The organism is Burkholderia sp. Ed8 (assembly GCF_040761425.1).
Lineage (GTDB): Bacteria > Pseudomonadota > Gammaproteobacteria > Burkholderiales > Burkholderiaceae > Burkholderia > Burkholderia seminalis.
The window spans coordinates 514,932-536,404 of sequence record NZ_CP142886.1 but is presented as its reverse complement, the minus strand read 5'-3'; the positions used below and the strand labels follow the sequence as shown (position 1 = coordinate 536,404).

General features: G+C 60.8%; 19 protein-coding genes and 1 pseudogene. 9 read left to right on the top strand and 11 right to left on the bottom strand.

The window, feature by feature from the left end:
• The first annotated feature begins 69 nt into the window (after window positions 1-69).
• Both VXM69_RS16415 and VXM69_RS16410 read left to right on the top strand, forming a co-directional pair.
• Complete coding sequence (locus tag VXM69_RS16415; RefSeq protein ID WP_367189911.1) at window positions 70-1,848, top strand: PglL family O-oligosaccharyltransferase; 1,779 nt, start codon at window positions 70-72, stop codon at window positions 1,846-1,848.
• A 450-nt stretch (window positions 1,849-2,298) separates the two neighbouring features.
• The gene (locus tag VXM69_RS16410) at window positions 2,299-2,649 is read left to right on the top strand and encodes a TonB family protein (protein WP_034189070.1); all 351 of its coding nucleotides are present in this window, start codon (window positions 2,299-2,301) and stop codon (window positions 2,647-2,649) included.
• A 181-nt stretch (window positions 2,650-2,830) separates the two neighbouring features.
• Here the strand turns inward: VXM69_RS16410 and VXM69_RS16405 are convergent, their stop codons facing one another.
• The 5 genes from VXM69_RS16405 to VXM69_RS16385 form a co-directional block, all read right to left on the bottom strand.
• A complete protein-coding gene (locus tag VXM69_RS16405; protein WP_226194303.1) occupies window positions 2,831-3,265 on the bottom strand; it encodes a hypothetical protein in 435 nt (144 codons plus the stop codon).
• Between the two features lie 295 nt (window positions 3,266-3,560).
• Window positions 3,561-4,721 (bottom strand): hypothetical protein, encoded by a 1,161-nt coding sequence (locus VXM69_RS16400; protein WP_034189109.1) that lies wholly within the window; start codon window positions 4,719-4,721, stop codon window positions 3,561-3,563.
• A gap of 76 nt (window positions 4,722-4,797) precedes the next feature.
• Window positions 4,798-5,703, bottom strand: a complete 906-nt coding sequence (locus VXM69_RS16395; RefSeq protein ID WP_034189071.1) for a hypothetical protein — start codon at window positions 5,701-5,703, stop codon at window positions 4,798-4,800.
• On the bottom strand, window positions 5,696-8,389 hold the full coding sequence (locus tag VXM69_RS16390; RefSeq protein WP_034189072.1) for a type VI secretion system Vgr family protein: 2,694 nt from the start codon (window positions 8,387-8,389) through the stop codon (window positions 5,696-5,698). Before VXM69_RS16390 ends, VXM69_RS16395 begins: the two co-directional genes overlap by 8 nt.
• Window positions 8,390-8,502: 113 nt before the next feature.
• The gene (locus VXM69_RS16385; protein WP_367189910.1) at window positions 8,503-8,826 is read right to left on the bottom strand and encodes a cyclic pyranopterin monophosphate synthase MoaC; all 324 of its coding nucleotides are present in this window, start codon (window positions 8,824-8,826) and stop codon (window positions 8,503-8,505) included.
• Between the two features lie 351 nt (window positions 8,827-9,177).
• On the opposite strand from VXM69_RS16385, the gene VXM69_RS16380 reads away from it, so the two are divergent.
• From VXM69_RS16380 to VXM69_RS16365, 4 genes are all read left to right on the top strand, one after another.
• Window positions 9,178-9,999 carry a hypothetical protein gene (locus VXM69_RS16380; RefSeq protein WP_367189909.1) on the top strand — a complete coding sequence of 274 codons (822 nt, stop codon included), beginning with the start codon at window positions 9,178-9,180 and terminating at the stop codon, window positions 9,997-9,999.
• A 134-nt stretch (window positions 10,000-10,133) separates the two neighbouring features.
• On the top strand, window positions 10,134-13,088 hold the full coding sequence (locus VXM69_RS16375; protein ID WP_367189908.1) for a DUF927 domain-containing protein: 2,955 nt from the start codon (window positions 10,134-10,136) through the stop codon (window positions 13,086-13,088).
• 339 nt (window positions 13,089-13,427) lie between these two features.
• Complete coding sequence (locus tag VXM69_RS16370; protein WP_367189907.1) at window positions 13,428-14,186, top strand: hypothetical protein; 759 nt, start codon at window positions 13,428-13,430, stop codon at window positions 14,184-14,186.
• A 127-nt stretch (window positions 14,187-14,313) separates the two neighbouring features.
• Window positions 14,314-14,892, top strand: coding sequence for a hypothetical protein (locus VXM69_RS16365; protein WP_367189906.1), 579 nt, complete (start codon window positions 14,314-14,316; stop codon window positions 14,890-14,892).
• A 188-nt stretch (window positions 14,893-15,080) separates the two neighbouring features.
• On the opposite strand, the gene VXM69_RS16360 is transcribed toward VXM69_RS16365, so the two are convergent.
• Window positions 15,081-15,779 carry an IS66 family transposase gene (locus VXM69_RS16360; RefSeq protein WP_367190191.1) on the bottom strand — a complete coding sequence of 233 codons (699 nt, stop codon included), beginning with the start codon at window positions 15,777-15,779 and terminating at the stop codon, window positions 15,081-15,083.
• Between VXM69_RS16360 and VXM69_RS16355 the strand changes: the two genes are divergently transcribed.
• Genes VXM69_RS16355 through VXM69_RS16345 form a run of 3 tightly spaced genes read left to right on the top strand, consistent with a single transcriptional unit; the run spans window position 15,780 to window position 18,245 of the window.
• On the top strand, window positions 15,780-16,322 hold the full coding sequence (locus VXM69_RS16355) for a transposase (protein WP_175907237.1): 543 nt from the start codon (window positions 15,780-15,782) through the stop codon (window positions 16,320-16,322).
• Window positions 16,298-16,648 carry an IS66 family insertion sequence element accessory protein TnpB gene (gene tnpB, locus VXM69_RS16350; protein WP_121863073.1) on the top strand — a complete coding sequence of 117 codons (351 nt, stop codon included), beginning with the start codon at window positions 16,298-16,300 and terminating at the stop codon, window positions 16,646-16,648. The genes VXM69_RS16355 and tnpB (VXM69_RS16350) overlap by 25 nt, the downstream gene beginning before the upstream one ends.
• A 31-nt stretch (window positions 16,649-16,679) precedes the next feature.
• Window positions 16,680-18,245, top strand: a complete 1,566-nt coding sequence (locus VXM69_RS16345) for an IS66 family transposase (protein ID WP_367189789.1) — start codon at window positions 16,680-16,682, stop codon at window positions 18,243-18,245.
• A gap of 24 nt (window positions 18,246-18,269) precedes the next feature.
• On the opposite strand, the pseudogene VXM69_RS16340 reads toward VXM69_RS16345, so the two are convergent.
• The 5 genes and pseudogenes from VXM69_RS16340 to VXM69_RS16320 form a co-directional block, all read right to left on the bottom strand.
• A pseudogene (locus tag VXM69_RS16340) lies at window positions 18,270-19,199 on the bottom strand (IS66 family transposase); the annotation flags it as partial.
• Window positions 19,200-19,250: 51 nt separating this feature from the next.
• Complete coding sequence (gene tnpB / locus VXM69_RS16335; protein WP_038785480.1) at window positions 19,251-19,598, bottom strand: IS66 family insertion sequence element accessory protein TnpB; 348 nt, start codon at window positions 19,596-19,598, stop codon at window positions 19,251-19,253.
• Window positions 19,595-20,008 (bottom strand): transposase, encoded by a 414-nt coding sequence (locus tag VXM69_RS16330; protein ID WP_080298168.1) that lies wholly within the window; start codon window positions 20,006-20,008, stop codon window positions 19,595-19,597. The genes tnpB (VXM69_RS16335) and VXM69_RS16330 overlap by 4 nt, the downstream gene beginning before the upstream one ends.
• 76 nt (window positions 20,009-20,084) lie before the next feature.
• Window positions 20,085-20,960: a DUF3883 domain-containing protein gene (locus tag VXM69_RS16325; RefSeq protein WP_367189905.1), complete on the bottom strand. Its 876-nt coding sequence runs from the start codon at window positions 20,958-20,960 to the stop codon at window positions 20,085-20,087.
• Between the two features lie 70 nt (window positions 20,961-21,030).
• The gene (locus tag VXM69_RS16320; RefSeq protein WP_367189904.1) at window positions 21,031-21,456 is read right to left on the bottom strand and encodes a DUF3293 domain-containing protein; all 426 of its coding nucleotides are present in this window, start codon (window positions 21,454-21,456) and stop codon (window positions 21,031-21,033) included.
• Between the last annotated feature and the right edge of the window lie 17 nt (window positions 21,457-21,473).

The following is a 21,473-nucleotide window of genomic DNA, read 5'->3' as shown; positions in this document are numbered from 1 at the left end:
GGCGCGACGGCCCCGCACAGAGGGGGAAAGTTTTGTATAGTGCGCCGGTTGCTGACATCCGGTTCGCTCATGCCTTCTACTTTTTCCCGTTCGTTGTCGCTCGTTGCGCTGGCTGTCGCCCTGATCGTGCCGTACGCGATCACGAATCACACGTATCCGATCCCGACCTTCTATTCCGAGTTTTCCGCGCTGGTGCTGTATCTGCTGGTGGGGCTGTCCGTCGTGCTGCTCACGCGCACCGACCGGCCGGCCGAGCCGTTTGCCGCGCCGGCCGCGTTCGTCGTGCCGCTCGGGTTTGCCGCCGTGCTGATCGCGCAGACCGCGCTGATCCCGCTCAAGGTGCCGTCGATGAACTGGCTGGCGGTCGGCTACCTCGCGGCCGCGCTGGTCGCGATGCAGGCCGGGTATGCGCTCGCTCGCGACGGGCTGGCCGAAGCGGTGTCGCGGATGATGGCCGGCGCGTTGATCGTCGGCGGCGTGTTCGCGGTCGGCACCCAGATCGTGCAGCTGTTTCACCTCGAATCGTCCGTTTCGCCGTTCGTCGTGATGTACAACATCGCGGTCGACCGCCGTCCGTACGGCAACATGGCGCAGGCGAACCACCTGGCCAGCTACATCGCGTTCGCGCTCGCGGGTGCGCTGTACCTCGTGCAGACGCGCCGGCTCGCGGTGTGGGCATGGCTCGCGCTGTCGCTGGTGCTGTCGGTCGGCCTCGCGCTGACGGTGTCGCGCGGGCCGTGGCTGCAGGTCGCGGTGATGGTCGTCGCGGGCTTCTGGATGGCGTGGCTCGAATCGCGCCGCGCGCCGGGCAATGCGCGAGCGTGGCTGATCCCGGTCGTGCTCGCGGTCGCGTTCATCGCGGTGAACGTCGCGGTGCGCTGGGCGAACGTGCACTATCACCTGAATCTCGCGGAATCGGCGGCCGACCGCATGCGCGACGCGGGGCAGATCGCGCCGCGCCTCGCGCTGTGGAAGTACGGGCTTGCGATGTTCCGCGAGCATCCGCTGCTCGGCGTCGGCTGGGGCGAATTCCCGTCGCATCAGTTCGCGCTCGTGCGCACGCTCGGCGGCGTGGAGATCGCGAACAACTCGCACGACATCTTCATCGACCTGCTCGCGAAGTCCGGCCTCGTTGGCCTCGGCATCCTCGTCGTCACGCTCGTGGCGTGGTTCGTGCGGGCGGTGCGCGCGCCGCAGTCGAGCATGCGCGTATTCGGCTTCGCGCTGATCGGCATCCTGTTGATGCACGCGCTGGTCGAGTATCCGCAGCAGTACATGTTCTTCCTGCTGCCGGCGATGTTCGTGATCGGGCTGCTCGACGTGAAGCCGTTGCGTATCCTGCCGGGCCGCGTCGCGTTCGGGCTGTTCGCGGTGCTGTCGTTCGGCGGCGTGCTGGCGGCGGTACCCGTGCTGCGCGACTACCAGCGCGCGGAAGTGCTCTATTACGGCAGCGATCCGGCCGCGCAGTACCGCGAGGCGCCGTCGCGGCTGTTCGGCGCGTGGGGCGAGTACGGTGCGGCCACGCTGCTGCCGATTTCGGCGGATGACCTGCCGGCCAAGCTCGCGGCGCACGAGCGCGCGATCGCGCTGCTGCCCGGCGAGACGGTGCTGCGTCGCTACGCGGCGCTGCAGGCGCTGGCGGGCCGCGAAGCCGACGCGCTCGATACCGTCGCACGCCTGCACGTGTTCGCGAAGGAACTGAAGGACTGGCCGCAGCAACTGGCGCTGTTGTACAAGCTTTGCGACCAGCAGCCGGCGCTGAAGACGTTCAAGGCGGCCGTCGTCGCGAAGTACGGGGAAGTGCCGGCCGATGCGGCCGACGATTCGGACGACAACGATTCGGATTGAGGTGCGCCGCGCACGCCGGCGCGTGCCGCAGTGTGATGCAGCGGCGGCGGGCATCGGGCGGGGCGGCCCGGGGAAACGGGACGAACGGGGCGAAGCCCGCCGCATGTCGATTACGTCGCGAATCGTGTGGATTCCGGCTGCATGCGCGCCGATTCGCGTCAACCATTGTCAAATTGCCGCCGTTGACCGGGCGGCGCGTGCACAATGCGCGGAAGCGCTCGCGTGCCCGCGGCCGTCGGGGTTGGCCGGCGGGAAGACAGGCAGCATCCCGGTCATCCGGGAGCGCCGCCAGACAGGATCGCGGCCGAGCATCGTCGGCCGCGCGGCCGTAACGGGGCGCCGGTCCGCTGGCCGCGGCGCAGTGTGACGCACGTGATGCGGCCCGGGGCACGCTTGCGCGGGATGGCGCGTTCGTCCGGAACGGAACAATACCCAGAACGATATTCGACCATGGCTATTCGCTCGACCTACCTGATCCTGCCCGCCGTCGCAATGCTGTTGTCCGGTTGCGCGATGCTGTCGTCGTCGCAGGAAAGCAAGCTGACCTGTCACATCCCGCGCGCCGTCTATCCGGATACCGCGAAGCCGCTCACCCGCCCAGCGACCGTGCTCGTGCGCGCGCTGATGACGACGTCCGGCGAAGCGCAGAACGTCACCGTGACGACGAGCAGCCGCAACGCGGCGGCCGATCGCGCGGCCGTCGACGCGATGACGCACGCGACCTGCGTGCAGACGGGCGCGACCGCGAATCCGTTCCTGCTGACCCAACCGTTCGTGTTCGAGCCGTCACGCGGCCAGTGAAGCGCGGGCAGTGCACGTCGTGCGTCGGCGGCTGCACCGGTTGTGCGTGGCTATCGAAAGTCGATATACGCGGTAGGGGTGCCGAGCGCTCGCGGTTCGTGTGCGCAGCATCTCGGGCGAGCCGTAGCGGGCCGGCTCGCCGTATCGGCGCAGACCGGCCGGCAACGCCTCCAGCACGCGATCAGAAGGTCCGCTTCTTCAGCGTGAATCCGTGCAGCCAGTACAGCGTGTTGGTCTGTGCGTCGAAGTAGCCGCCCTGTGCGGACTTGTCGGTCGTTTTATTCCAAGTCTTGCCGGCGTCGGTGCTGCTGAACGTCAGGTCGATTGGTGCGCCGCCGCCGGTACCGCCGCTTCCGGAGTTCGGATCGGTTGCGTGGACGAGCAGGAGGCCGTTGCGACCGATGCTCATACTGGCGAGCGTGAGCTTCTCGTCGAACGTGCGCAGTTGCTGCACGACCTTGGGATGGTCGGTCGTCCACGTGGAAATGGCGCCCGTCCGGTGGCCATTGTCGTGCCCCTTGCCGTTTTGCGGCTCGTCGAGATGCGACAGCGCGTACACTGAATGACGTGATCCCTTCGGCGTGGTGCCGGGCGCTGTGATGACCTGGCCTGGCATCACGGTATCCGTCACGAATGCGTGCTGCCCCCAGTCGAGCCGGTCGACCGAGCTGTGAGCCGGTGCTTCGGCAGTCTGTGCGACAGGGTAGGCGATCCGCAGAGCACCGTCCGGGCCGAGGCTGATTGCATTGAAATTCTGACGCGTTCCGCTGCCGACGTGCGCGTCGGCCGGCGGATCGATCGCTTGCCACGTGTTTCCGCCGTCCGAAGCCCGCCATATGCGGGGCCCCAGCCGGCCGCGGAGCCGACGCCCGAATCGCGACGGGGGCCCCGCGGTAACCGCATCGGGACGGTCAGAACTGCCGCTTCTTGAGCGTATAGGCGACCAGCGAATACAGCGTGTTCGTTTGGGCGTTGAAATATCCTCCCTGAGTCGGTTTCTCCGTGCTCGAGCTCCAGGTCTTTCCCGCGTCGCTGCTGACGAACGTGAGATCGAGCGGTGTGCCGTTGCGGCTGGAGTCGGTTGCGTAGACGAGCAGCAATCCGTCCCGGCCGACGCTCAGGCTATCGAGCGTCAGCTTGTCGTCAAACGTATGCAACTGCTGAACCTGCTCGGGTGCACTGTTCGTCCAGGTGGAAATGGCACCGACGCGTTGTCCTTTGTCGGCGGGATTGCCGGAATTGAGCGGTTCACCGAGGCGCGACAGGGCGTAGAGCGCATAGCGATTCGACGCGACCGGTGACGAGGACAGGTTGACGATCACCTGTTCAGGCAAAACGGCATCCAGGGCGAACGCGGATTGCTCCCAACCGAGCCGATAGACGACGCTTCCGGCGAAAGCGTGCGCGGATTTCTCGACGTGGTATGCCACGCGCAAGGTACCGTCCGGGCCGAGGTCGATGCCGTCAAATGTGCGGCGAGGTTTGCCGGCCTCCGCGGCGCCCGGCGGCAGTTCGACTTCCCGCCACGATTGACCGCCGTCGGACGTGCGCCACACGTGCGGGCCCCAGCCGATCGCATAGCCGCGCTGCGGATCGAGAAACAACAGGCGACCGATGTTCCGGTCTTCTGGCCACGCGAGCTGCACCCAGTCGCGTCCGCCGTTGGATGACTTCCAGAGCTTGGTCACTTGCGGCGTCAGGCCGTCGGCAGGCTGAGGGGACTTGTAGTCCATCCAGCCGGTGCTGATGAATTCGACCGTCCAATCCTTCGCGTGCCACCAGGCGGCGTTCTGGCCTGCCTGGTTGAAATGGCGCGTCATGTCACCGTTTACCGGGCCCCGCCAGAATTCGACCGACGTCCGGTTCAGCGTTTCACGGCTGTCGTTCATCCAGGCTTCGGTCGGCTCGGCCTTTTCCTTGTCCTTCCATTCGGCGTATGGCTTGAAGGTGATTTCAGGATCGCTGATCTTCAGCGTGATCGCCTCGTTTCCCGATATCGCGAAGTCGCCCCCGCCATAGGGCTTGCTGTTCTTCATGAAAGTGTTGGAAACGACCTGCCAGTCATTCGACATATATGAGTACCCGACAATCAATACAATGAGCGCGACTGCCGCACCCAGCGACAGCTTCAGGAGTTTTCTCGTCATTTCATTTCGGCATCAGTTTTTCGATTGCCTGTGCAACAGGGTCGATGACATGTTCGTTGACCGCATCACCTGCTTTTTTCGCGTATTCCACGGTATTGTCGACGTATTGTTTGCCCACGCCGACACCACTGTCGAATGCTTGGTAGAGCGTTCTGACATCCCCCCATTCCTGAGTGTTGGGTTGCTTCAGGATATAGAACATATCGACAGGCCCGAGCCCGGCCAGACCACCGTCGAGATAGGCGAGAGGATGGGTCTTGAACGCGTATGTCTTGAACGTTTCGTCGTCCAGTTCGAGCGTGTACTGCGGCACGTTCATCACGCAGGCGCCGCTGTTCGGCTTCTTGCCCCTGATGGAAATGGTGTCGCCACGCATGTTCTGCTGCAAACCCTGTTCCAGATAGTGCTGCAGGAACCAGCGTGCGCTTGCCAGCCATGCCTTGCCTTTGTCGCTCAACTCTGGAAGCAGGTATTTACCGTAATTCGAGCAGTAGTAGTAACCATAGCTGACATAGTATCCCGGCGGCTTATGTCCGCACCCGATATGACGCATCATGAAATTACCGTGGCGTGACCAGTCGGAATCAGTGCTTGCGGCTTCTATCAGATTCTCCCGCCGATGCAGCAACTCACGGGCAACTTTCGTGTCTTTCCACGGATCCCATGACGTGGCGAATTTCTTGACGGTCGCCCAGATACTCGATTTGCTGACCTTTTCGACCGTTTCCCAGTACTCGCCATGCAGTGGCCGGTAGTAGTATGGACAGGTTCCGATAATGGAATCGGCCGCCGGCGTTACGTGCTTGTCGCAGATGTTGATCTGCACCTTCGGCCGATCCTGATATCCCGTCGGGGTTAGCATCCCCGCACCGGTGCCGAGCACCTTCTCCTGTTGTCCGTCAGCCATTCGATTTCCCTAGAAACTTGACGACGACGTCATGCGGCACGTGGCTCTGCGTGAGCCCGGTTTCGCCTGCCGCGTTGGTGACGCCTTCCGAGAGCAGCTTGCCGTTCGAGAACATCTGGTACCGCGTGTTCGCGACCGGAATGTCGGTGCCGGCCCAGTGCGCGATGAAGGCCTGGTCGTAGTTGCCGGACGAGTTCGGCAGCGTCGGCATCGTTTGCGACAGGTGCGTGGAGCCGCTGAACGCATGCTGCGCGCCCTTGATGTCGATCGTGCCGGGCGCGTGCACCTCGATGTTGCCGTCCGCGATGCGGATGTAGGCGCCGCCGGACGTCAGTAGGATCTCCTTTGCCGCGGCGCCTTCGATCGATTGCGTGACGGCGATCAACTTCAGCGCCTTCTGCGCGGTCAGCTCGATGTTGTCTGCCTGCGCCTGCACTTCGACCTTGCCCTTGCCGGCGAACAGCTTGATCCCCGCGTTCTGCGCGAACAGACTGATACGGTCGAGGACACTCGCGATCAGCGATTTCCCGGCGGCGACGTGCGTGCTTTGCCCGCTGACGAGGTTGATGTGCTGGTCCGCGGCAAGTTGCGCGGACTGCTGCGTGGACATCCCGATGCCGGCTGGGCTGCCGAACAGCATCACGGGCTCCTTGAACGCATTGGCGCTGCCGGTCCCGCCGCCGGCGGTTCGGCCGCCCGACGTGCCGCCGCTCACGCTGTTCTGCGTCGCGTCGGTGAACTGCTTGAGCGCCGAGTGGCCGGGGTCGAGCGACTCGCCCTGATGCTGCGCGCTGACTTCCGACATGGCCTCCATCAGGCCTTCCGCCCTGACGAGCTGCTGCTGCGTCTCCTGGACGTCGAGTGGCTGGCTCGCCGGCGGTTTCGGATACGTCGTGACGTACAGGCCGCGGTTCGCACGAACCGCACCAAATGCGTCCGAGCGCAGGTCGAAGCCGCTGCCGAGATAACTGCCGCGGTTGTTGCCCGTGTGGTCGATCAGGTAGCCGAGATGCAGATGCGCGTTGGTCTGGCTGCTGTACAGGTGCGCGCGGTTCTGCGAGGTCGCATCGTCGAGCACCAGCTGGTTGTAGCCGGCACCCGCGTATTCCTTCGACCGGTATCCGGACAAGATGCCGTTGCTGTGCCACTGCGGGCTCGTCGCGCCGTTGTACAGCTTGCCGACGACGATCGGGCGATCGCAGTCGCCGCCGAGGAAATCGACCAGCACTTCCTCGCCGGCGCGGTGCGGGTGGACGGCGCCGTAACCGTTGCCCGAGTCCGCCGTCGCGGCGCGCAGCCAGCACGACGCTCGCTCGTCGCCGTCGTTTAGGCGGTCCCAGTGGAAGCGGACCTTGACCCGGTTGAGCTCGTCGGTGTGGACTTCCTCGCCTTGCGGCGCGACGACGATCGCCGATTGCAGCTGCATCGGCGGTTTCGCATGCTCGAGCGGGCTGCGGAACGGGATGGTCGTGCGCTGTACTTCGACGCTGACCTGGAAAAAGCCCTCGCTGCCGTCGGAATGGCGAACGCGCGATGCGTCGCCGGCGCGTGCCTGCGTGATGCCGTCGACTTCGGCCCGCAAGCTATGCGGGAATGTGGCATGGGCGCTTCCGTCCGCGACAGGCAGGTTGTTGACGATGACCCACGCCGTCTCGATTACGGCGAATTCGCGTTGGCCGGCGTCGTCCTTGTCGTGTTCGGGGTGTTCGGTGAACTCGAACGTACGTCCCGCGTCCATGCGCCGCACGCCGCCGACACCGTGAAAGCGCTTGGCGTGCGATTCCTGCTCTTCCATCCAGATCTTCGACAGATGGTCGCCGCGTGACTGCTCGGGATACGTGTAGGCACCCGTATATTCGTAGACTTCGAGCTGCGGCGGCAAATCTCCCTGGTTGGCGATCGTCGGCGTATGGGTGGCTTTCGGATTCGACGCGGTGGGCGGCTGCTTGTAGTCGAACGTGCGCGTGGTGCGCGCGACGCTTCGCAGCGTGCGCGTACCGGTGAACTGGACGAGCGTGTCGGCTTCGTCGCCCATGCCCGCGTGATGAAAGCGCACGGTTCGCGGCGACAGCGCGGGCAACGCGTCGATGCGATCGACGATGACGAGCCGGTGCGACTTGCCGTCCTTGTCCTGTTCCCAGAAACCGTACAGGCCTTCCGATTCCATCAGGCGATGCACGAAATTCCAGTCGTCCTCGTGTTGCATGCAGAACGAGCGAGACGGCAGCGGCTGGTAGAGCTTGAACGTGAAGCGGCCTTTGGCCTGCGGGTGCTGGTTCAGCACGTCGGCGATGATGTCGTCCGCCGAGCGGTTCTGCCAGATGCGCTGGTCGCGGCGGAACTTCAGGAAGTGGAGGAACGACGCAAAGGCGATCTGATAGTGCGTGACGCCGCTGTCCGAGCCGAGTCGGCGCGCCGCATGCACGTAGCCGTTGTGCGGCGCGTACGACCGATCGGTCTGCTGGATCCACAGCGTCACCGGCTGCGCGATCAGTTTCTTGAGTTCGAGGTTATCGGATACCGACACGGTATCGACGGTGAACTCGAAATGGCGTCCGAGCCGTGATCGCCCCGTGACGCGATGCGGCAGCAGGACGTCGGGGCCGAGCGGAGTATCCAATTTGACCAGGCGCTCATGCTGGACCGGTCCGGCCAACAAGGCGCTTCTTAACGCTTGCGAATTCATCACCAGTGCTCGCTTTTGTTGTGCTGGTTCGCACGCTCTCTCGTGCGGAATCCGGTAATTGTATGAGATAAACGGTTTTATCTCGCAATAACGGGCAGGCGGCGCCCGGGCGCTCACTCCGCCGCGTCTCCCGCCTTCCAGTCCCCCGACTTCCCGCCGCGCTTCTCGCGCACGCTCACCTCCGTGATCACCATCCCGCGATCCACCGCCTTGCACATGTCGTAGACGGTCAGCAGCCCGACCTGCACGGCGGTCAGCGCTTCCCAGGAGACGCTTGTTGTGCAAGGGTCTTGGCCCGATTCACTGTCTGACGCCGTGACTCGAAAATGCCCTGATTTTGAGGGTTTTGCCCACCGCAGTTGGACAAAAAACGGACAGAAATTACGTCTGCCCGATGCAAAAGTAACGTCGTGATCGGCGAAATGCAACCTGCGCACGCAATCAAGGGGGCACCGGGGTGTCTTGACGAGTTCGTCCCGGCACGAAGCTAGATGCACAAGCACGTTGCCTGGTAATCGCCAAACGCAGCATATGACGAGGGCCGTAGGGGCACTTACGGAGAAAAATGGGGCCGCAATAAGCAAAGAAGTATGGGAAGGCGTAGAGTAGATGCGCTGATTCCCATCATCTTGCTTGGCCTGGGATCTGGAAGCACGAGCCGCCGGCTATGTACCGGCCCTGGTGGTGTTCTGTTCCCCTTGCTCGTTTCATGGCTATGTCCGTCAATGACGTGTCCAAATCGTCAGGCCGGTGTATGGCTGATCGCAACGATTTCGAGGGTTCATGACGTGGACGATTTCCCCACTTCCTTTTTTTCTAATCAGGCTGCCGACGTAGCTGGCATCGTGCTGTGTCGAGCGCCTTCCGCGACCGAGATTGAGTCGCCGGGCAAGATCAATCAAGACTGCGACGCCACGTCGACGTCTGCGATCGAAGATGACGTCTGGAATCTGGCGGAAATCTACCCGGCGCGATTCGAAGAGTGGTTTGACTGTTTTTGGTCCGGGCCTCGTGAGCTAGTCCTGCTGTCGCTGGGCATTGATCCCAAGTCTGCTATTGCAGCGGCCGAACTCGTTTGTATGGCTGGCGAGGTCCCCTGCTATGGCGTCCATGAGGAGGAGTATCAGCGCCGGATCGAGGCAGTTCGACATGCTATGCGAGGTGGCTGGTTAGCGAACGAATCGCTGGGGGGCAACATGCCCATACGGGTGACTGCTTTTCTCCGATGGGCAGAGGCTTCTTCCTGGGGGATGCCTCAAGGGCTCTACGAACTGTCCCGTCATCAGGCTAGGGTTGAACGGCAGAGTCGCGGCGCTGGATACGGGCAACAGACCGGCCCTCGTGCTGAGACGCAGCAAAAACACCAACTGTTTAGCGAGATCGCCTTGCAGGTAGCGTCTGAAACTCCCAATCTCTCCCGTGCTGAGCTGGCCCGGCGCGTCGCGAGGAGGGCTCGGGCGAGGTTGTCCCAAAGTGTCAGCGACAGCACCGTCCGCAATGTTCTGTTCAATAACGGCGAAGCTCCACTCAGAGGGGCGGCCTGGCAGACGTTCCAGGCGAAAGCGAGGGAGGTGCGCCGCAACCGGGTTTTCGGTCGGAATGCACTGTAAATTATTGATTTATAGTATTTTTTTTAAAAAGTTGCCTGATTCGCTATGTTAGGCAAATCAGGCGACGAACATTGGGTTCCTAGCGGGTACACGGATGTTCCGTGTGACCAGAGCTATATTGCAGGAATCCTCATATGTCTTCAGTTCCAGAAACACTAACGCCCGCTCCGAATAACCGGTTCACGAACGCCTCGTCCCTTGCCGGGACCCACGGCGGGGCACGACGGATCGATTTCGGGCAGCTTGCCGAGCTGGCTCTTGCAAATTTCTCCACGGTCGTCGAGGAGATCCTCTGTCTAGAAGGCGAATACCAGGGGCACGAATTTGTTGCAATCAACCCGAAGCGTAGCGACTGTGAGCTTGGTTCGTTCAAGATCAACGTTGAATCGGGGAAATACGCCGACTTTGCGATTCAAGACGAGTGCTCAGGCGGGGACTTGATCTCCCTTGCTAGCTATATCTGGGACTGCGGGCCGACTGAAGCTGCGAAGCGTTTTCAGGCAAGGCTTGAGACCGAGCCTACTGACCCGCCAGTATTGGATTTGATTCGTGCGGTTCATCGTCAGCAGCAGGAAAGATCCGCTTCGTCAGCCGCACCACGGCTCATGGAGCCTATCCCTGACGGTAGTCCTGAGCTTGATGTTCGCCAATTCGTGTCGCGTGGTTTGGCCGTGGAAGGTCGATATGACTATACGGACGCCAGCGGGAAACTGTGCTTCGTCCAACTACGCCTGCGCAAAGCAGATGGCGGGAAGACCTTTGTGACCTTGCGCGTTGGCAAGCGCGAGGATGGAACGCTTTGCTGGGCCGGTGGAATGCCGGAGGGGCTGCGCCCGCTCTTCGGTTTGAATGCGCTCGCCGGTGCGAACAATGATCAGCAAGTATACGTTGTCGAAGGAGAGAAAGCGGCGCTGGCTTTGCAACAGATGCTGCCCTCTGCTGTAGCGGTGACATCCGTTGGTGGAGCATCAGCACCGTCGAAGACGGATTGGTCTCCGCTCGCTGGACGCAACGTCGTGATTTGGCGTGACAACGACGACCCCGGTCTGAAATATCAGGAAAGAGTGATTCAACTGATTCATGCGGTTGATCCCAAGACGAATATTGGAATGGTCGATGTCGAGTCCTTGATGCGTGCGTTGTGTACCCTGAAGGGTTGGGTCTACGAGGAGAAAATTGGCGATCTGAAGGGGTGGGACGCGGCGGATGTCTTGGAGCTTGCATTGGACAGTTTCGTTATTTCGCATGCCTTATCAGATGCGTTTATAGAGGTAAGGCTCGATAGAGTTGACGCAGATGGACACCTGCTGGTCAAACCTGAACAGTCTTGTGTGTCATGGAGTTCGGGCAATACTTATACGATTACTGATGGGCTTGTTTTTGTCGTAAAGCGAGGCAAGGATGGCGAGCCTTATACGAGTCAGATATGTTCTCGGGTCGACATCGTTCGGCAATTGCGCGACAGTGAGAGGACGGGATGGAGCCTTGAACTGATTCTGCATACACCAGACGGGCAATCAACGCGGCATATCTTGCCGCGCTCTCGTTTGTCCGATGTGCGAGCGTTGAAGTCCGAAATGAACGACCTCGGCGTTGTCGTGTACAACTGGGTAGATTTTCAGCAATACCTTGAGCACGCAACGCCTCGGGACACGCATCGGCTCGTCAGGAGCGTTGGCTGGAACGGCGGAGCGTTCGTGCAGCAAAACAATGTGTACGGCGTCGCCTCCGAACCGATTGCCCTTGATCCCGATGCGCCGGCGAGCGATGCTTTTGGGCTCGAAGGCGAACTGGCGACTTGGAACGCCGAAATTGGTGGCCCATGTTCTGGAAATTCTCGCTTGATGTTGTCAGTCTGTGCAGCCTTGGCCGGACCGCTGTTACATCTGGTCGGCATGGAAAGCGGCGGCGTTCATTTCGTCGGAGCCAGCAGTGTTGGGAAAACAACCGCCCTCCGTGTTGCGGCTTCGATATGGGGTAGGCCAGATCAGATCATCAAGTCTTGGCGTTCCACGTCGAACGGATTGGAGATCGTAGCCGCTGGTCTCAACGACTGCGTGCTGTTGCTGGATGAAATGAATCAGGCATCTCCAAGCGAAGTTGGCGACACCATTTACATGCTGGGCAACGGGCAGGGCAAGACTCGCATGACCCGATCGGGCGACCGGTCTCGACTTTTGCAGTGGAGACTGATGTTCATGTCGACCGGCGAAATTCCATTGCAACAACACGTCGAAGCTGGCGGGCAGCGCGTCCGTGCTGGCATGGAAGTTCGCTTGCTCAACATGCCCGCCGATGCAGGTCAAGGTTTGGGATTGTTCGACGTGGTCGGAGATTTCGGTAACAGCAGGGCGTTGGCCGATCACCTCTCGATTGCCAGTTCTCGCGTGTTTGGCGTAGTGGGGAATGCCTGGCTGGAGTATTTGACCCGAGAACTCGCCGCGCAGGGGCAGGATGTATTTTGCAGTAAGTTGAAGGAGCGATTGCAGGAGATTGAGGCTCGATTATTTCGTCTGAACGCGGATGGTCAGGTCGGCCGCGCCACTCGGCGGTTTGCCTTGCTTGCCCTTGCTGGCTCAATGGCGTCAGAGGCTGGCATAGTCTTCTGGACAACGGACCAATCAATCACGATGGTAGAGCGTTGCTTGGACTCGTGGCTCGCCGAACGTGGAGGTACGGGCGCTAGTGAGGAGATGCAGGCACTGCGCCAAGTACAACACTTCTTCGAGCAGAACGGACAGGCGGCGTTTCAAAGGGTGGGGCATGAAGGACTCGAAGGTACAGACGACTCCCGGACGATTGCGAATCGAGCGGGCTTTTTCAGTACGTCGGAAAATGGCGGCATGTATTACGTACTACCTGAGCCCTTCAAAACCAGAGTGTGCGAAGGCTTGAGTTGGAAGCAAGTCACCGAAGTGTTGGTTCGATATGGTCTGATGTCGACCCCTTCGTCACGGACTGTTCGCCTTGCCGGATTGCCCAATCCGCCCCGCGTATATTGTATCGACGCTCGGATTGTTGGCTTCGATCCCGACTTCCACGTTGTGTCTGTAGATGGTACCGCCGAGATTGTTCCGATAGCGGCGTAGAGACGTAGGGGGCGTGACAGTCGTGATAGCGCTGTTACAGCCTAAAATCGCTGAATATGAAGCTGGCTTGGGATGTGACAGCGTGACAATTGTGACGATCGTAGAGAGGCACGCATCGTGTCGGGAGCGAATAGTTTCTCAGAGCCGTCATCTTCGTTAAGCCTTCAAAAGTAGCATTTTTAATTGTCACCATTGTCACGCTGTCACAGACTTGCTGGACGGGAGCTTTCGGGGAGATGTGGTCGGCGCGGGAGTGCCACACTTGTCACAGTGAAACATCGTTGCCGACCAGTAAATTCTGCGCGAGAATCGTCCTGCACTGCTACCGAGATTTATAGAATGGAAAAGACTCAAGCGTTGACGTTGCTGCGGGGACTGTTGCAGGAAATCACGACTTCCACGGGCCTGGCCGCTTTCGATCGTTACACCAACTTGAGAGAGGTCGATGCCAAGGTGCGGGAGGCGAAGCACATCTTCGATGCAGTCGATGGCTTGCCGCACACATTTGTCGAGGAAATGAATGCCAATCCGGACTTCGACGCGCAGAGTCGCAGAGTTCGATTGGAGGCGCTGGCTGGGTACATCCGCAGTGCCATTAAATTCATTGAGTCCGGGTCGCTGGCGAAACCTCAAAAGGTTATCATTGCGCCCCCCGACGTATCCCGGCTGACAACGACGTTGCCGAATCTGAAGGACTCTATTGATCGTCGATGGAGGGAGGCGCAAAAGTGTATCCATGTCGAATGCTTCACGTCTGCCGTGATCATGATGGGTAGTATCCTGGAGGCGCTCTTGCTGGCTCGTGCAAATCTTGAACCTGCGCAAGCCTATCAATCGTCTAAAGCCCCACGCGACAGGCAAGGCAAAGTCCCGGCGATTCAAGACTGGACGCTGAATTCATTGATTGATGTCGCTGTTGACCTCGGTTGGCTGAAAACAGACCGAGGAAAATTCAGCCATGCTTTGCGAGAATCAAGGAACGTTGTACATCCATGGGTGGAGGTAACAACGCGGGCGAATTTCGATCTCGCAACATGCAAGACGTCATGGGGCGTACTCGAAGCTTCGGTGGATGACCTTCTCGCCTCCGTTCGCTGATTCAGGATTGCGGTCAAGGTATGCTGATAGCGCTTGCCAGCCATGCTAAGACCTTATAACCAATTCCATATCGGGCATTGCATTCCGCGTTGAATGTGTCTGGTAAGTGCAACCGCGGAGGAGTGTTGTGGACTGGCTAACCTTCATTAGCAAAGTTATCGAAGCGATCATATGGCCGGCAACGATTGCTGCGTGCCTTTTTGCCGTACGCAAGTATCTCCCCGCCGTCAGTAGTTCGTTGAGACGTATCAAGTACAGAGATGTGGAATTCGAGTTTGGGGAGACAGCAAGAGCTGTCGCAGCTGAAGTGAAGGAAACCGTTCCATCGTCGGGGCAAGATACCGCCATCGCAGGACAATCGAAATTTGTGCTGGAAGCCAAGCTTGAGGAGATTGCGGAGATTTCGCCACGAGCAGCAATACTCGAAGCTTGGTTGCAAGTCGAAGCTGCTGCAGTCCGTATGATTCGGGAGAGAGGTTTAGGCACAGTCACCTCAAGTCCGGGGCCGTTACGTCTCCTGGAGACGCTGCGCAAAGCCGGAATTTTGAACGCCCGTCAGTTGTCGGTCTTCGAGGAACTTCGTTTGTTGCGTAATGAAGCTGTTCATGGACCTGACACACAATTCACAAAGCCGGCAGTAGCGAGCTACATCGAGTCTGCAATTGCCATGGCATCGTATCTCGAAGACTTGATGGGTGAACTGTAGCCTGACCATCCAAACCGGACAGTCACTGGCCATGAGTGCAACGCCACGCAACCACGGTGAAATCGAATAGCTCCTCCATCTCTTCCGCCGATAAGATGGTGAGTTTAGGCTCATTGAGTGCATCGGTCACAATGTAAGCGCCCGAGCAGTACCGTAGTGCAGGTTGTTGACTGCGGAGCTCTGCGACGCTATCGGATGGGGTCGACGCGAGCAGTAGGCGGCAGCGACGGCGCCACGTTCCACGGCAGCAGCTCGTCGACGCGGTTAGCCGGATAGTCGGCGATGCGCTCGAGCACGTAGGCGAGATACGCCTCGGGATCGAGGCCGTTTAAGCGCGCCGTGCCAATCAGGCTATACATCGCGGCGGCACGTTCGCCACCGGAGTCGGCGCCGGCGAACAGATAGTTCCGCCGTCCGAGAGCGACGGCTCGCAATGCTCGCTCGGCAATCAGGTTGTCGATCTCCGCACACCCATCGCTGCAGTAGTAGACGAGCGCTGGCCAGCGATTCAGCGCGTACCGAATCGCCTTGGTCGTGTCAGATTTTGCAGAGAGGTTGGCGAGCGTCGCTTCGAACCAACGCTTCATGTCGTCGAGCAGCGGCACCGCCCGCGCTTGGCGCACACTGCGCCGTTCGTCGGGCGGCTTGCCGCGGATCTGCTCTTCGATCTTGTAGAGCGCGCCGATCCGGCGCAGCGCCTCCTCCGTCACGGCGTTGGGGCGCACCGCATGCAGGTCGTGGATCTTCCGGCGCGCGTGAGCCATACATGCGGCTTCCTGGACGCGCCCGTCGAGATATAGCTCGGCATAGCCCGCGAACGCATCGGCCTGCAGCACACCGTAAGCCGTCAATAAACGACGCCCTACCAATGGTAGGCATAAGGTCAGATGCTAAGTGTCCGCGTGGACACATGCACTCAGACCATGATGACAGAGAAACAGGACCTTCGAAGCAGACTGGTAGTTGGCCAACGACGGGATGGCCGGCGGGAATTTGATGAAGATGCCGTGCGGGAGCTGGTCGAGTTTTGCCTGAAGCCGGGGGTATCGATCGCCCGGGCGGCTATGGACCATGACGTCAATCCGAATCAGTTGCGCCGCTGGATCTCGCGCCATCAGCAGCATACGCTGCAAACCCCAACGAGGCCGGACCCGCTGGTGATCGACGGCGTATCGATCGACATTCCGGGCACTGCCCGTCGGGTTCCGATGAGTGAAGCGCGGGCATTCGTTCCTGTCGTCACGACTGCGTCGACCGTGCCTGCCGTTTCCCCAGTACTGCCACCAGCCCCGTCGTTGATGGCGCTCTCGTTACATGTGCGCTTGTCCAATGGTGTCGAATTTGATCTCGGCGAGGCGAGTGTCGATGAGCTGGCCACGGTGATCCAGATGCTCGGGAGGCTGCCGTGTTCCGGTTCGACGAAGAGCTGAAGGTTTATCTGCATCGCGATCCAGTCGACTTCCGCATGGGCATCAACGGGTTGTCGATTCTGGTCGAACAGGCGATGCGCCTGAATCTGATGACCTCGGCGCTGTTCGTGTTCGGCAACCGACGACGCGATCGCATCAAGATTCTCGGCTGGGGCGGCAACGGCTTCTGGTTGCTGCTCAAGCGACTCGAAGCCGACCGCTTCGTCTGGCCGAACGGAGGCGACACGATCACGCTCAGCGCTGAGCAGTTGCACTGGCTGCTCGACGGAATCGACCTGGCCGTGATCCAGAAGCATCCCCAGCGATATTACGCGCGGATGAGCTGAACACGACGAGGGCGACATGGTCTAACCGGCCATGCCGAACAATCCCGTCATGTTGAGCGCCGAGGAGTACGAGGCGCTGATTGCCGCGAGCGCCGAACGCGATGCGCTGCGCGGTGAGCTTCGACTCGTGACGGCTCAGCGCGATCTGGCCGAGGAGAAACTGCGGGCCTACAAGCACGAACTGTTCGGCGCATCGAGCGAAGCGCGCCATGCTGACCAGCTCGGTCTGTTCAACGAAGCCGAGGCGCTGGCGACGACTACCGACGCGCCCGCGCGCGAGGATATGCCCGGCACATCGGTCGCCGCTCACACGCGCGGCAAGCGTGGGCGCAAACCACTCGATCCGAACCTGCCGCGCGAGGTCGTGCGACACGAGTTGCCCGAGTCCGAACGGTTCTGCGCGCATGATGGCCATGCTCTCGTCGAGATCGGCGTGGAAACGAGCGAACAGCTCGACGTGATTCCCGAGCAAGTGTGCGTCGTTCAGCACCAACGGGTCAAATACGCGTGCCCATGCTGCGATCTCGGTATCAAGGTCACGCCCGCACCGGCGCGTATCATCCCTCGCGGGCTGCTCACGGAATCCGCGCTGGCGTGGATCATCACCGGCAAGTACCAGTACGGCATGCCGCTGTATCGCCAGGCCACGCTGCTGCGTCGCTTCGGCGGCGCCATCTCGTCGAACACGCTGGCCGCCAGCGTAGTGCGGGTGGGGCTCGCCACGCAGCCGGTGATCAATCTGATGCGCGACGCGCTGCTCGAATCGGACCTGATCTACGGCGACGAGACAACGTTCCAGGTGCTGAAGGAACCGGGACGAAGGCCGCAAGCAAAGAGTTACCTGTGGGCGCAGATCAACGGCTCGGGGCCGCCTGTGCGGATGTTCTCGTACTCGCCGGGGCGCGGCGCCCAGCATGCGCAGAAGCTCTATGCCGGCGTGCAGCCTGGCACCGTGCTGATGACTGACGGGTACGAGCTCTACAACGGCATCGCCCACGATCACCAGCTCGTGCATCTCGGATGCTGGGCACACGTGCGCCGCGGCTTCATCAAGGCCGAGGAGTCGGTGCCGAAGGCGGCACGCTCGCCGGACCTACTGGCGACGCGCTTCGTCGTGCTGATCGGCAAGCTGTTCGCGGCCGAGGCGCGCAGCGCGAAGTGGAAGTCTGAACGCCGGCAGCGACTGCGTGCCCGGTACAGCGCCCGCGTGCTCACCATCATCGAGCGCATGCTGGTCGAGCATCTGCCAGGCGTCGTGCCGTCGAGTCTGCTCGGCAAGGCATTGCAGTACATGAGCGGACAGTGGCCCAAGCTGGTCCGCTACGTCGGTAACGGCAACTGGCCGATCTCGAACAACCTGTGCGAGAACGCGATCCGGCCGTTCGTCGTCGGCCGCAAGGGCTGGCTGTTCTCCGATACTGTCGCCGGCGCGCAGGCCAGTGCCAACCTGTACTCCCTCGTCGAGACGTGCAAGGCGAACGGCATCGAGCCGTATCGCTATCTGGTCTGGCTGTTCACCAGGTTGCCGCTCGCTGCAACTGCCGACGACTACGCCGATCTCATGCCTTGGAGAATGCCTGCTGCCCTCAACCACTGAGGGGCGTCGTTAAAAGACCGCGTACAGCACACCAGTGAAGTCAGCGAGATGTCGCTGCGGATGCTCACCGCGGCGATCTGACGTGTAGGCGAACCAGGCCGCCGGCGGTTCGTCGGAGCCGCTCGGCCGATCATCGCGCACGTAGACCCAGAGACGTCCTGTCTTCGTTCGACCGTTGCCCGGCGCCAGCACCGGCAGCGGAGTGTCGTCCGCATGCACCTTACCGCAGGCCAGCGTGTAGCGGCGCACGGCGTCGACCAACGGTGCGAGCAGCGCCGTGATGCTGCCCATCCAGTAGCCCATCGCGCCGGGATCGATCTCGACGCCGTCACGCGCGTACATCACCGCCTGGCGGTGCAGCGGAAGGTGGTACGCGAACTTCGACACGGCGATGTGGGCGAGCAGCGCCGGACCCGGGATGCCCCGATCGATCGGGCGGCTCGGCGCCGCAGCCTGCACGATGCGATCGCAGCGCGCGCAGGCCAGCTTCGGGCGGCGATGACGGATCACACGGAAGTGCGCACGCACGTATTCGAGTTGCTCCGCGACGTCTTCGCCCAACGGCTTGAGCTGTCCACCGCAATCGGGGCAGTCATCATCGGCGGGCAGATGGACGCGCTCTTCGCGTTCAAGATGTTCGGGTAGCGGCTTGCGGCTCGGACCTTCGCGGCGCGGCCGCTTTGCCTCGGGAGCGGCTGCTACATCGGCGGCGCCTTCGTCGGCCTGCAGATCCTCCAGCCGCAATTCGAGCTGCTCGATCTGACGATCCAGCTTCTCCGATTTACGGCCGAACTGCATGCGGCGCAGTTTCGCGATCGTGAGCTTTAGGTGCTCGATCTCAAGTGAGCGCGACGAGAGTTGCTGCCGCAGCTCGGCGACCTGGGCGTCGCGCTCACGCAGCAACGCTTTCAAAGCGTCGATGTCGTCGGGCAGCGCGGTCGAGGTCGATTCCATGAGGACAGTTTACGACTGCCCATGATCACGCGAGCACCAGTTAACAATGGTTTACAGCGCGCTGCGTGGGCGCGCGGCTTCGACCGGCTGCCGCCAATCGAAACCCTCGAGCAAGAGCGACAGTTGGGCGGTTGTGAGCGCGACCACGCCGGCGTCAGCACGCGGCCACGCAAAACGCCCCTTCTCGAGCCGCTTCGCCAATAAACATAGCCCGCCGTCGCTCCAATACAAGCACTTCAGCAGGTCACCGCGCTTGCCCCGGAACACGAACACGTGTCCAGAGAACGGATCTTTCTCCAGCACCGTCTGTACCTTCGCGGCCAACGAATTGAAGCCGCATCGCATATCGGTGACGCCCGCCGCGATCCAGATCCGCGTGTTTTGAGGCAGACCGATCATCGTAAAATGCGATCGAGAACAGAACGCAGCACGTCCGGGTCTGGCGCGCCTTCGATGCGAATCGACGTCTTGCCATGCTGGATCTGGATCGAGCCGGACGGTATGTTGTCGGTCGCAGTCGGCACCTCGAGCGCCATCGACGGCTGAGACGGTTCGTTGACGACAACCGGCAGCATTGCGTCTGGAATCGCATCGTCCGTTAGCAGGCCTTGCGCATGGAGGCGACGCCATGCCCACACCTGATTGGCATTGATGCCGTTCTCGCGAGCAACACGGGCGACCGATGCGCCGGGCTCGAATGTCAGCGCGACGATGGTCCGCTTCCATTCCGTGGGATGTCGGCGAGTTTGCCGTTTCGGCGGGATCTCGACTGTCTGAGTCACTCTGTCCACAACTCCTATCGTGGACACGACTGGTCATTCGTGTCCTTCACAGGACATCATGGCACTCGTCACCGAGCGTTCACAGACGGTACTGGTCTCGTGCTTACGTCACAATTGCAAGTTGCCACACTCCGAGCTTCGCAGCGCATGCTCTCTCGTTGCGAGTAATATAAAAGTTGGGAGCGTCTCCGCTCGTACCTTTTACTTCGACAGCAGCAATTAGCTCGCCGGTCGTTGAATCAAAAATGGCGAGATCATAGCCGAGGTTTGACTTCTCTTCGTTATCGACACGATATCCTTCCGAATCGTAGTGGAGTGTCACAAAGTCAACAGCAGCTTTCTCGACCTTCTTGCGGGTATCGGCATCCGGAAACCCAAAATTGGAGTCGTTTTCCGAGCCCGATGGCGGGGTTTCGCTCGTATCGGGCGAACCTGGCTGTGCTTCGTCGAATGTAAGATCAGCCTGGTTGACGGTTGGTATCCACGGATCAGTGCCACGAACCAACCAAGCTTCCTTTTTCGCCTCATCCCACCCCACCACGTGCCAGACTTCGTCATCCTTAACACGTACGCTAGTTGCAGCGCTTTCGTTCTGCTCAAGCTCTTTAATAGACTTTTGATTGATCTGTAGGAAAGCAATCACTGCCTTTCCGCTGTTTGCTGCCAACCGAAGCAGGTCGATTCGTTCTTGTCCTCGACGCTTCTGGACCGGCGTTCGCTCTCCTCCGCCCAGTCGTGTCTCGGCCTGAAGACGTTCCTTCGTGTACCACCGCCCACGTGGATCGATTTGGATGAATTCCGCCCACACGGTGCAAATTACTTCCGGGTCGCCCTGGCGCCTCCACGCATACTCAGAGTTCAAGTTTCGAGCATCTTTGACACCAAGTTTCGTAAGCAACTCGGTCGCAGAAAGATTTTTCCCAGCCAAGCGCCGATTGTCGAGATATTTCAATACTACCGGGGGCACCTCGTTCTGCATTGCATTCCTCGTCGTTCAACGGCTCAACCTGTATCAGAACGGTTTTTGGTAGGTCTAAATAAGTTCCAGTTTATCGCAGCAATACCAGCTCCGGCATCACTTTTGCTCCGCACCAGATGATGGCATTCTGCTCGTACTGCATGCCAAGCCGTTTCGCCGCTTCAAACGAGACCCCAAGCACAAGAAAGCTCGGCTCAGTCCACGTGCTAGACGGGTGACGGCCGACGCCAGGAACAAAGCGCAGGCCCATCGCCGTCAATTCATCAGCCAGAGCCTGCTGGCGATTGACGTTGGTCCCGTCGTCGCACTTTCGGCTGTATGGATTCCATGCGGTCAGAAAGGCGCTCGATTCGACGCCTGATGCTTCCTGTAGCGCAGCGAGCGCCTTGCTCCGCTGACCGACACGTAGCGTCATGGACCATTCACCTTCCACGCAGTATAAGGTTTCACGATAGGCTTGGATCGTGGCTGGGTCGATGTTCGAATGTGTGGTCACAAGCGCTTCCCGATTGC

What these genes read in the sequence shown, in the direction of transcription:
- VXM69_RS16395 (WP_034189071.1), bottom strand. Translation starts at nt 5,703, where the DNA reads ATGGCTGACGGACAACAGGAGAAGGTGCTCGGCACCGGTGCGGGGATG.
- VXM69_RS16375 (WP_367189908.1), top strand. Translation starts at nt 10,134, where the DNA reads ATGTCTTCAGTTCCAGAAACACTAACGCCCGCTCCGAATAACCGGTTC.
- VXM69_RS16325 (WP_367189905.1), bottom strand. Translation starts at nt 20,960, where the DNA reads ATGCAGAACGAGGTGCCCCCGGTAGTATTGAAATATCTCGACAATCGG.
- VXM69_RS16370 (WP_367189907.1), top strand. Translation starts at nt 13,428, where the DNA reads ATGGAAAAGACTCAAGCGTTGACGTTGCTGCGGGGACTGTTGCAGGAA.
- VXM69_RS16405 (WP_226194303.1), bottom strand. Translation starts at nt 3,265, where the DNA reads ATGCCAGGCCAGGTCATCACAGCGCCCGGCACCACGCCGAAGGGATCA.
- VXM69_RS16415 (WP_367189911.1), top strand. Translation starts at nt 70, where the DNA reads ATGCCTTCTACTTTTTCCCGTTCGTTGTCGCTCGTTGCGCTGGCTGTC.
- VXM69_RS16410 (WP_034189070.1), top strand. Translation starts at nt 2,299, where the DNA reads ATGGCTATTCGCTCGACCTACCTGATCCTGCCCGCCGTCGCAATGCTG.
- VXM69_RS16390 (WP_034189072.1), bottom strand. Translation starts at nt 8,389, where the DNA reads ATGAATTCGCAAGCGTTAAGAAGCGCCTTGTTGGCCGGACCGGTCCAG.
- VXM69_RS16400 (WP_034189109.1), bottom strand. Translation starts at nt 4,721, where the DNA reads ATGTCGAATGACTGGCAGGTCGTTTCCAACACTTTCATGAAGAACAGC.
- VXM69_RS16355 (WP_175907237.1), top strand. Translation starts at nt 15,780, where the DNA reads ATGCTAAGTGTCCGCGTGGACACATGCACTCAGACCATGATGACAGAG.
- tnpB (WP_038785480.1), bottom strand. Translation starts at nt 19,598, where the DNA reads ATGATCGGTCTGCCTCAAAACACGCGGATCTGGATCGCGGCGGGCGTC.
- VXM69_RS16345 (WP_367189789.1), top strand. Translation starts at nt 16,680, where the DNA reads ATGCCGAACAATCCCGTCATGTTGAGCGCCGAGGAGTACGAGGCGCTG.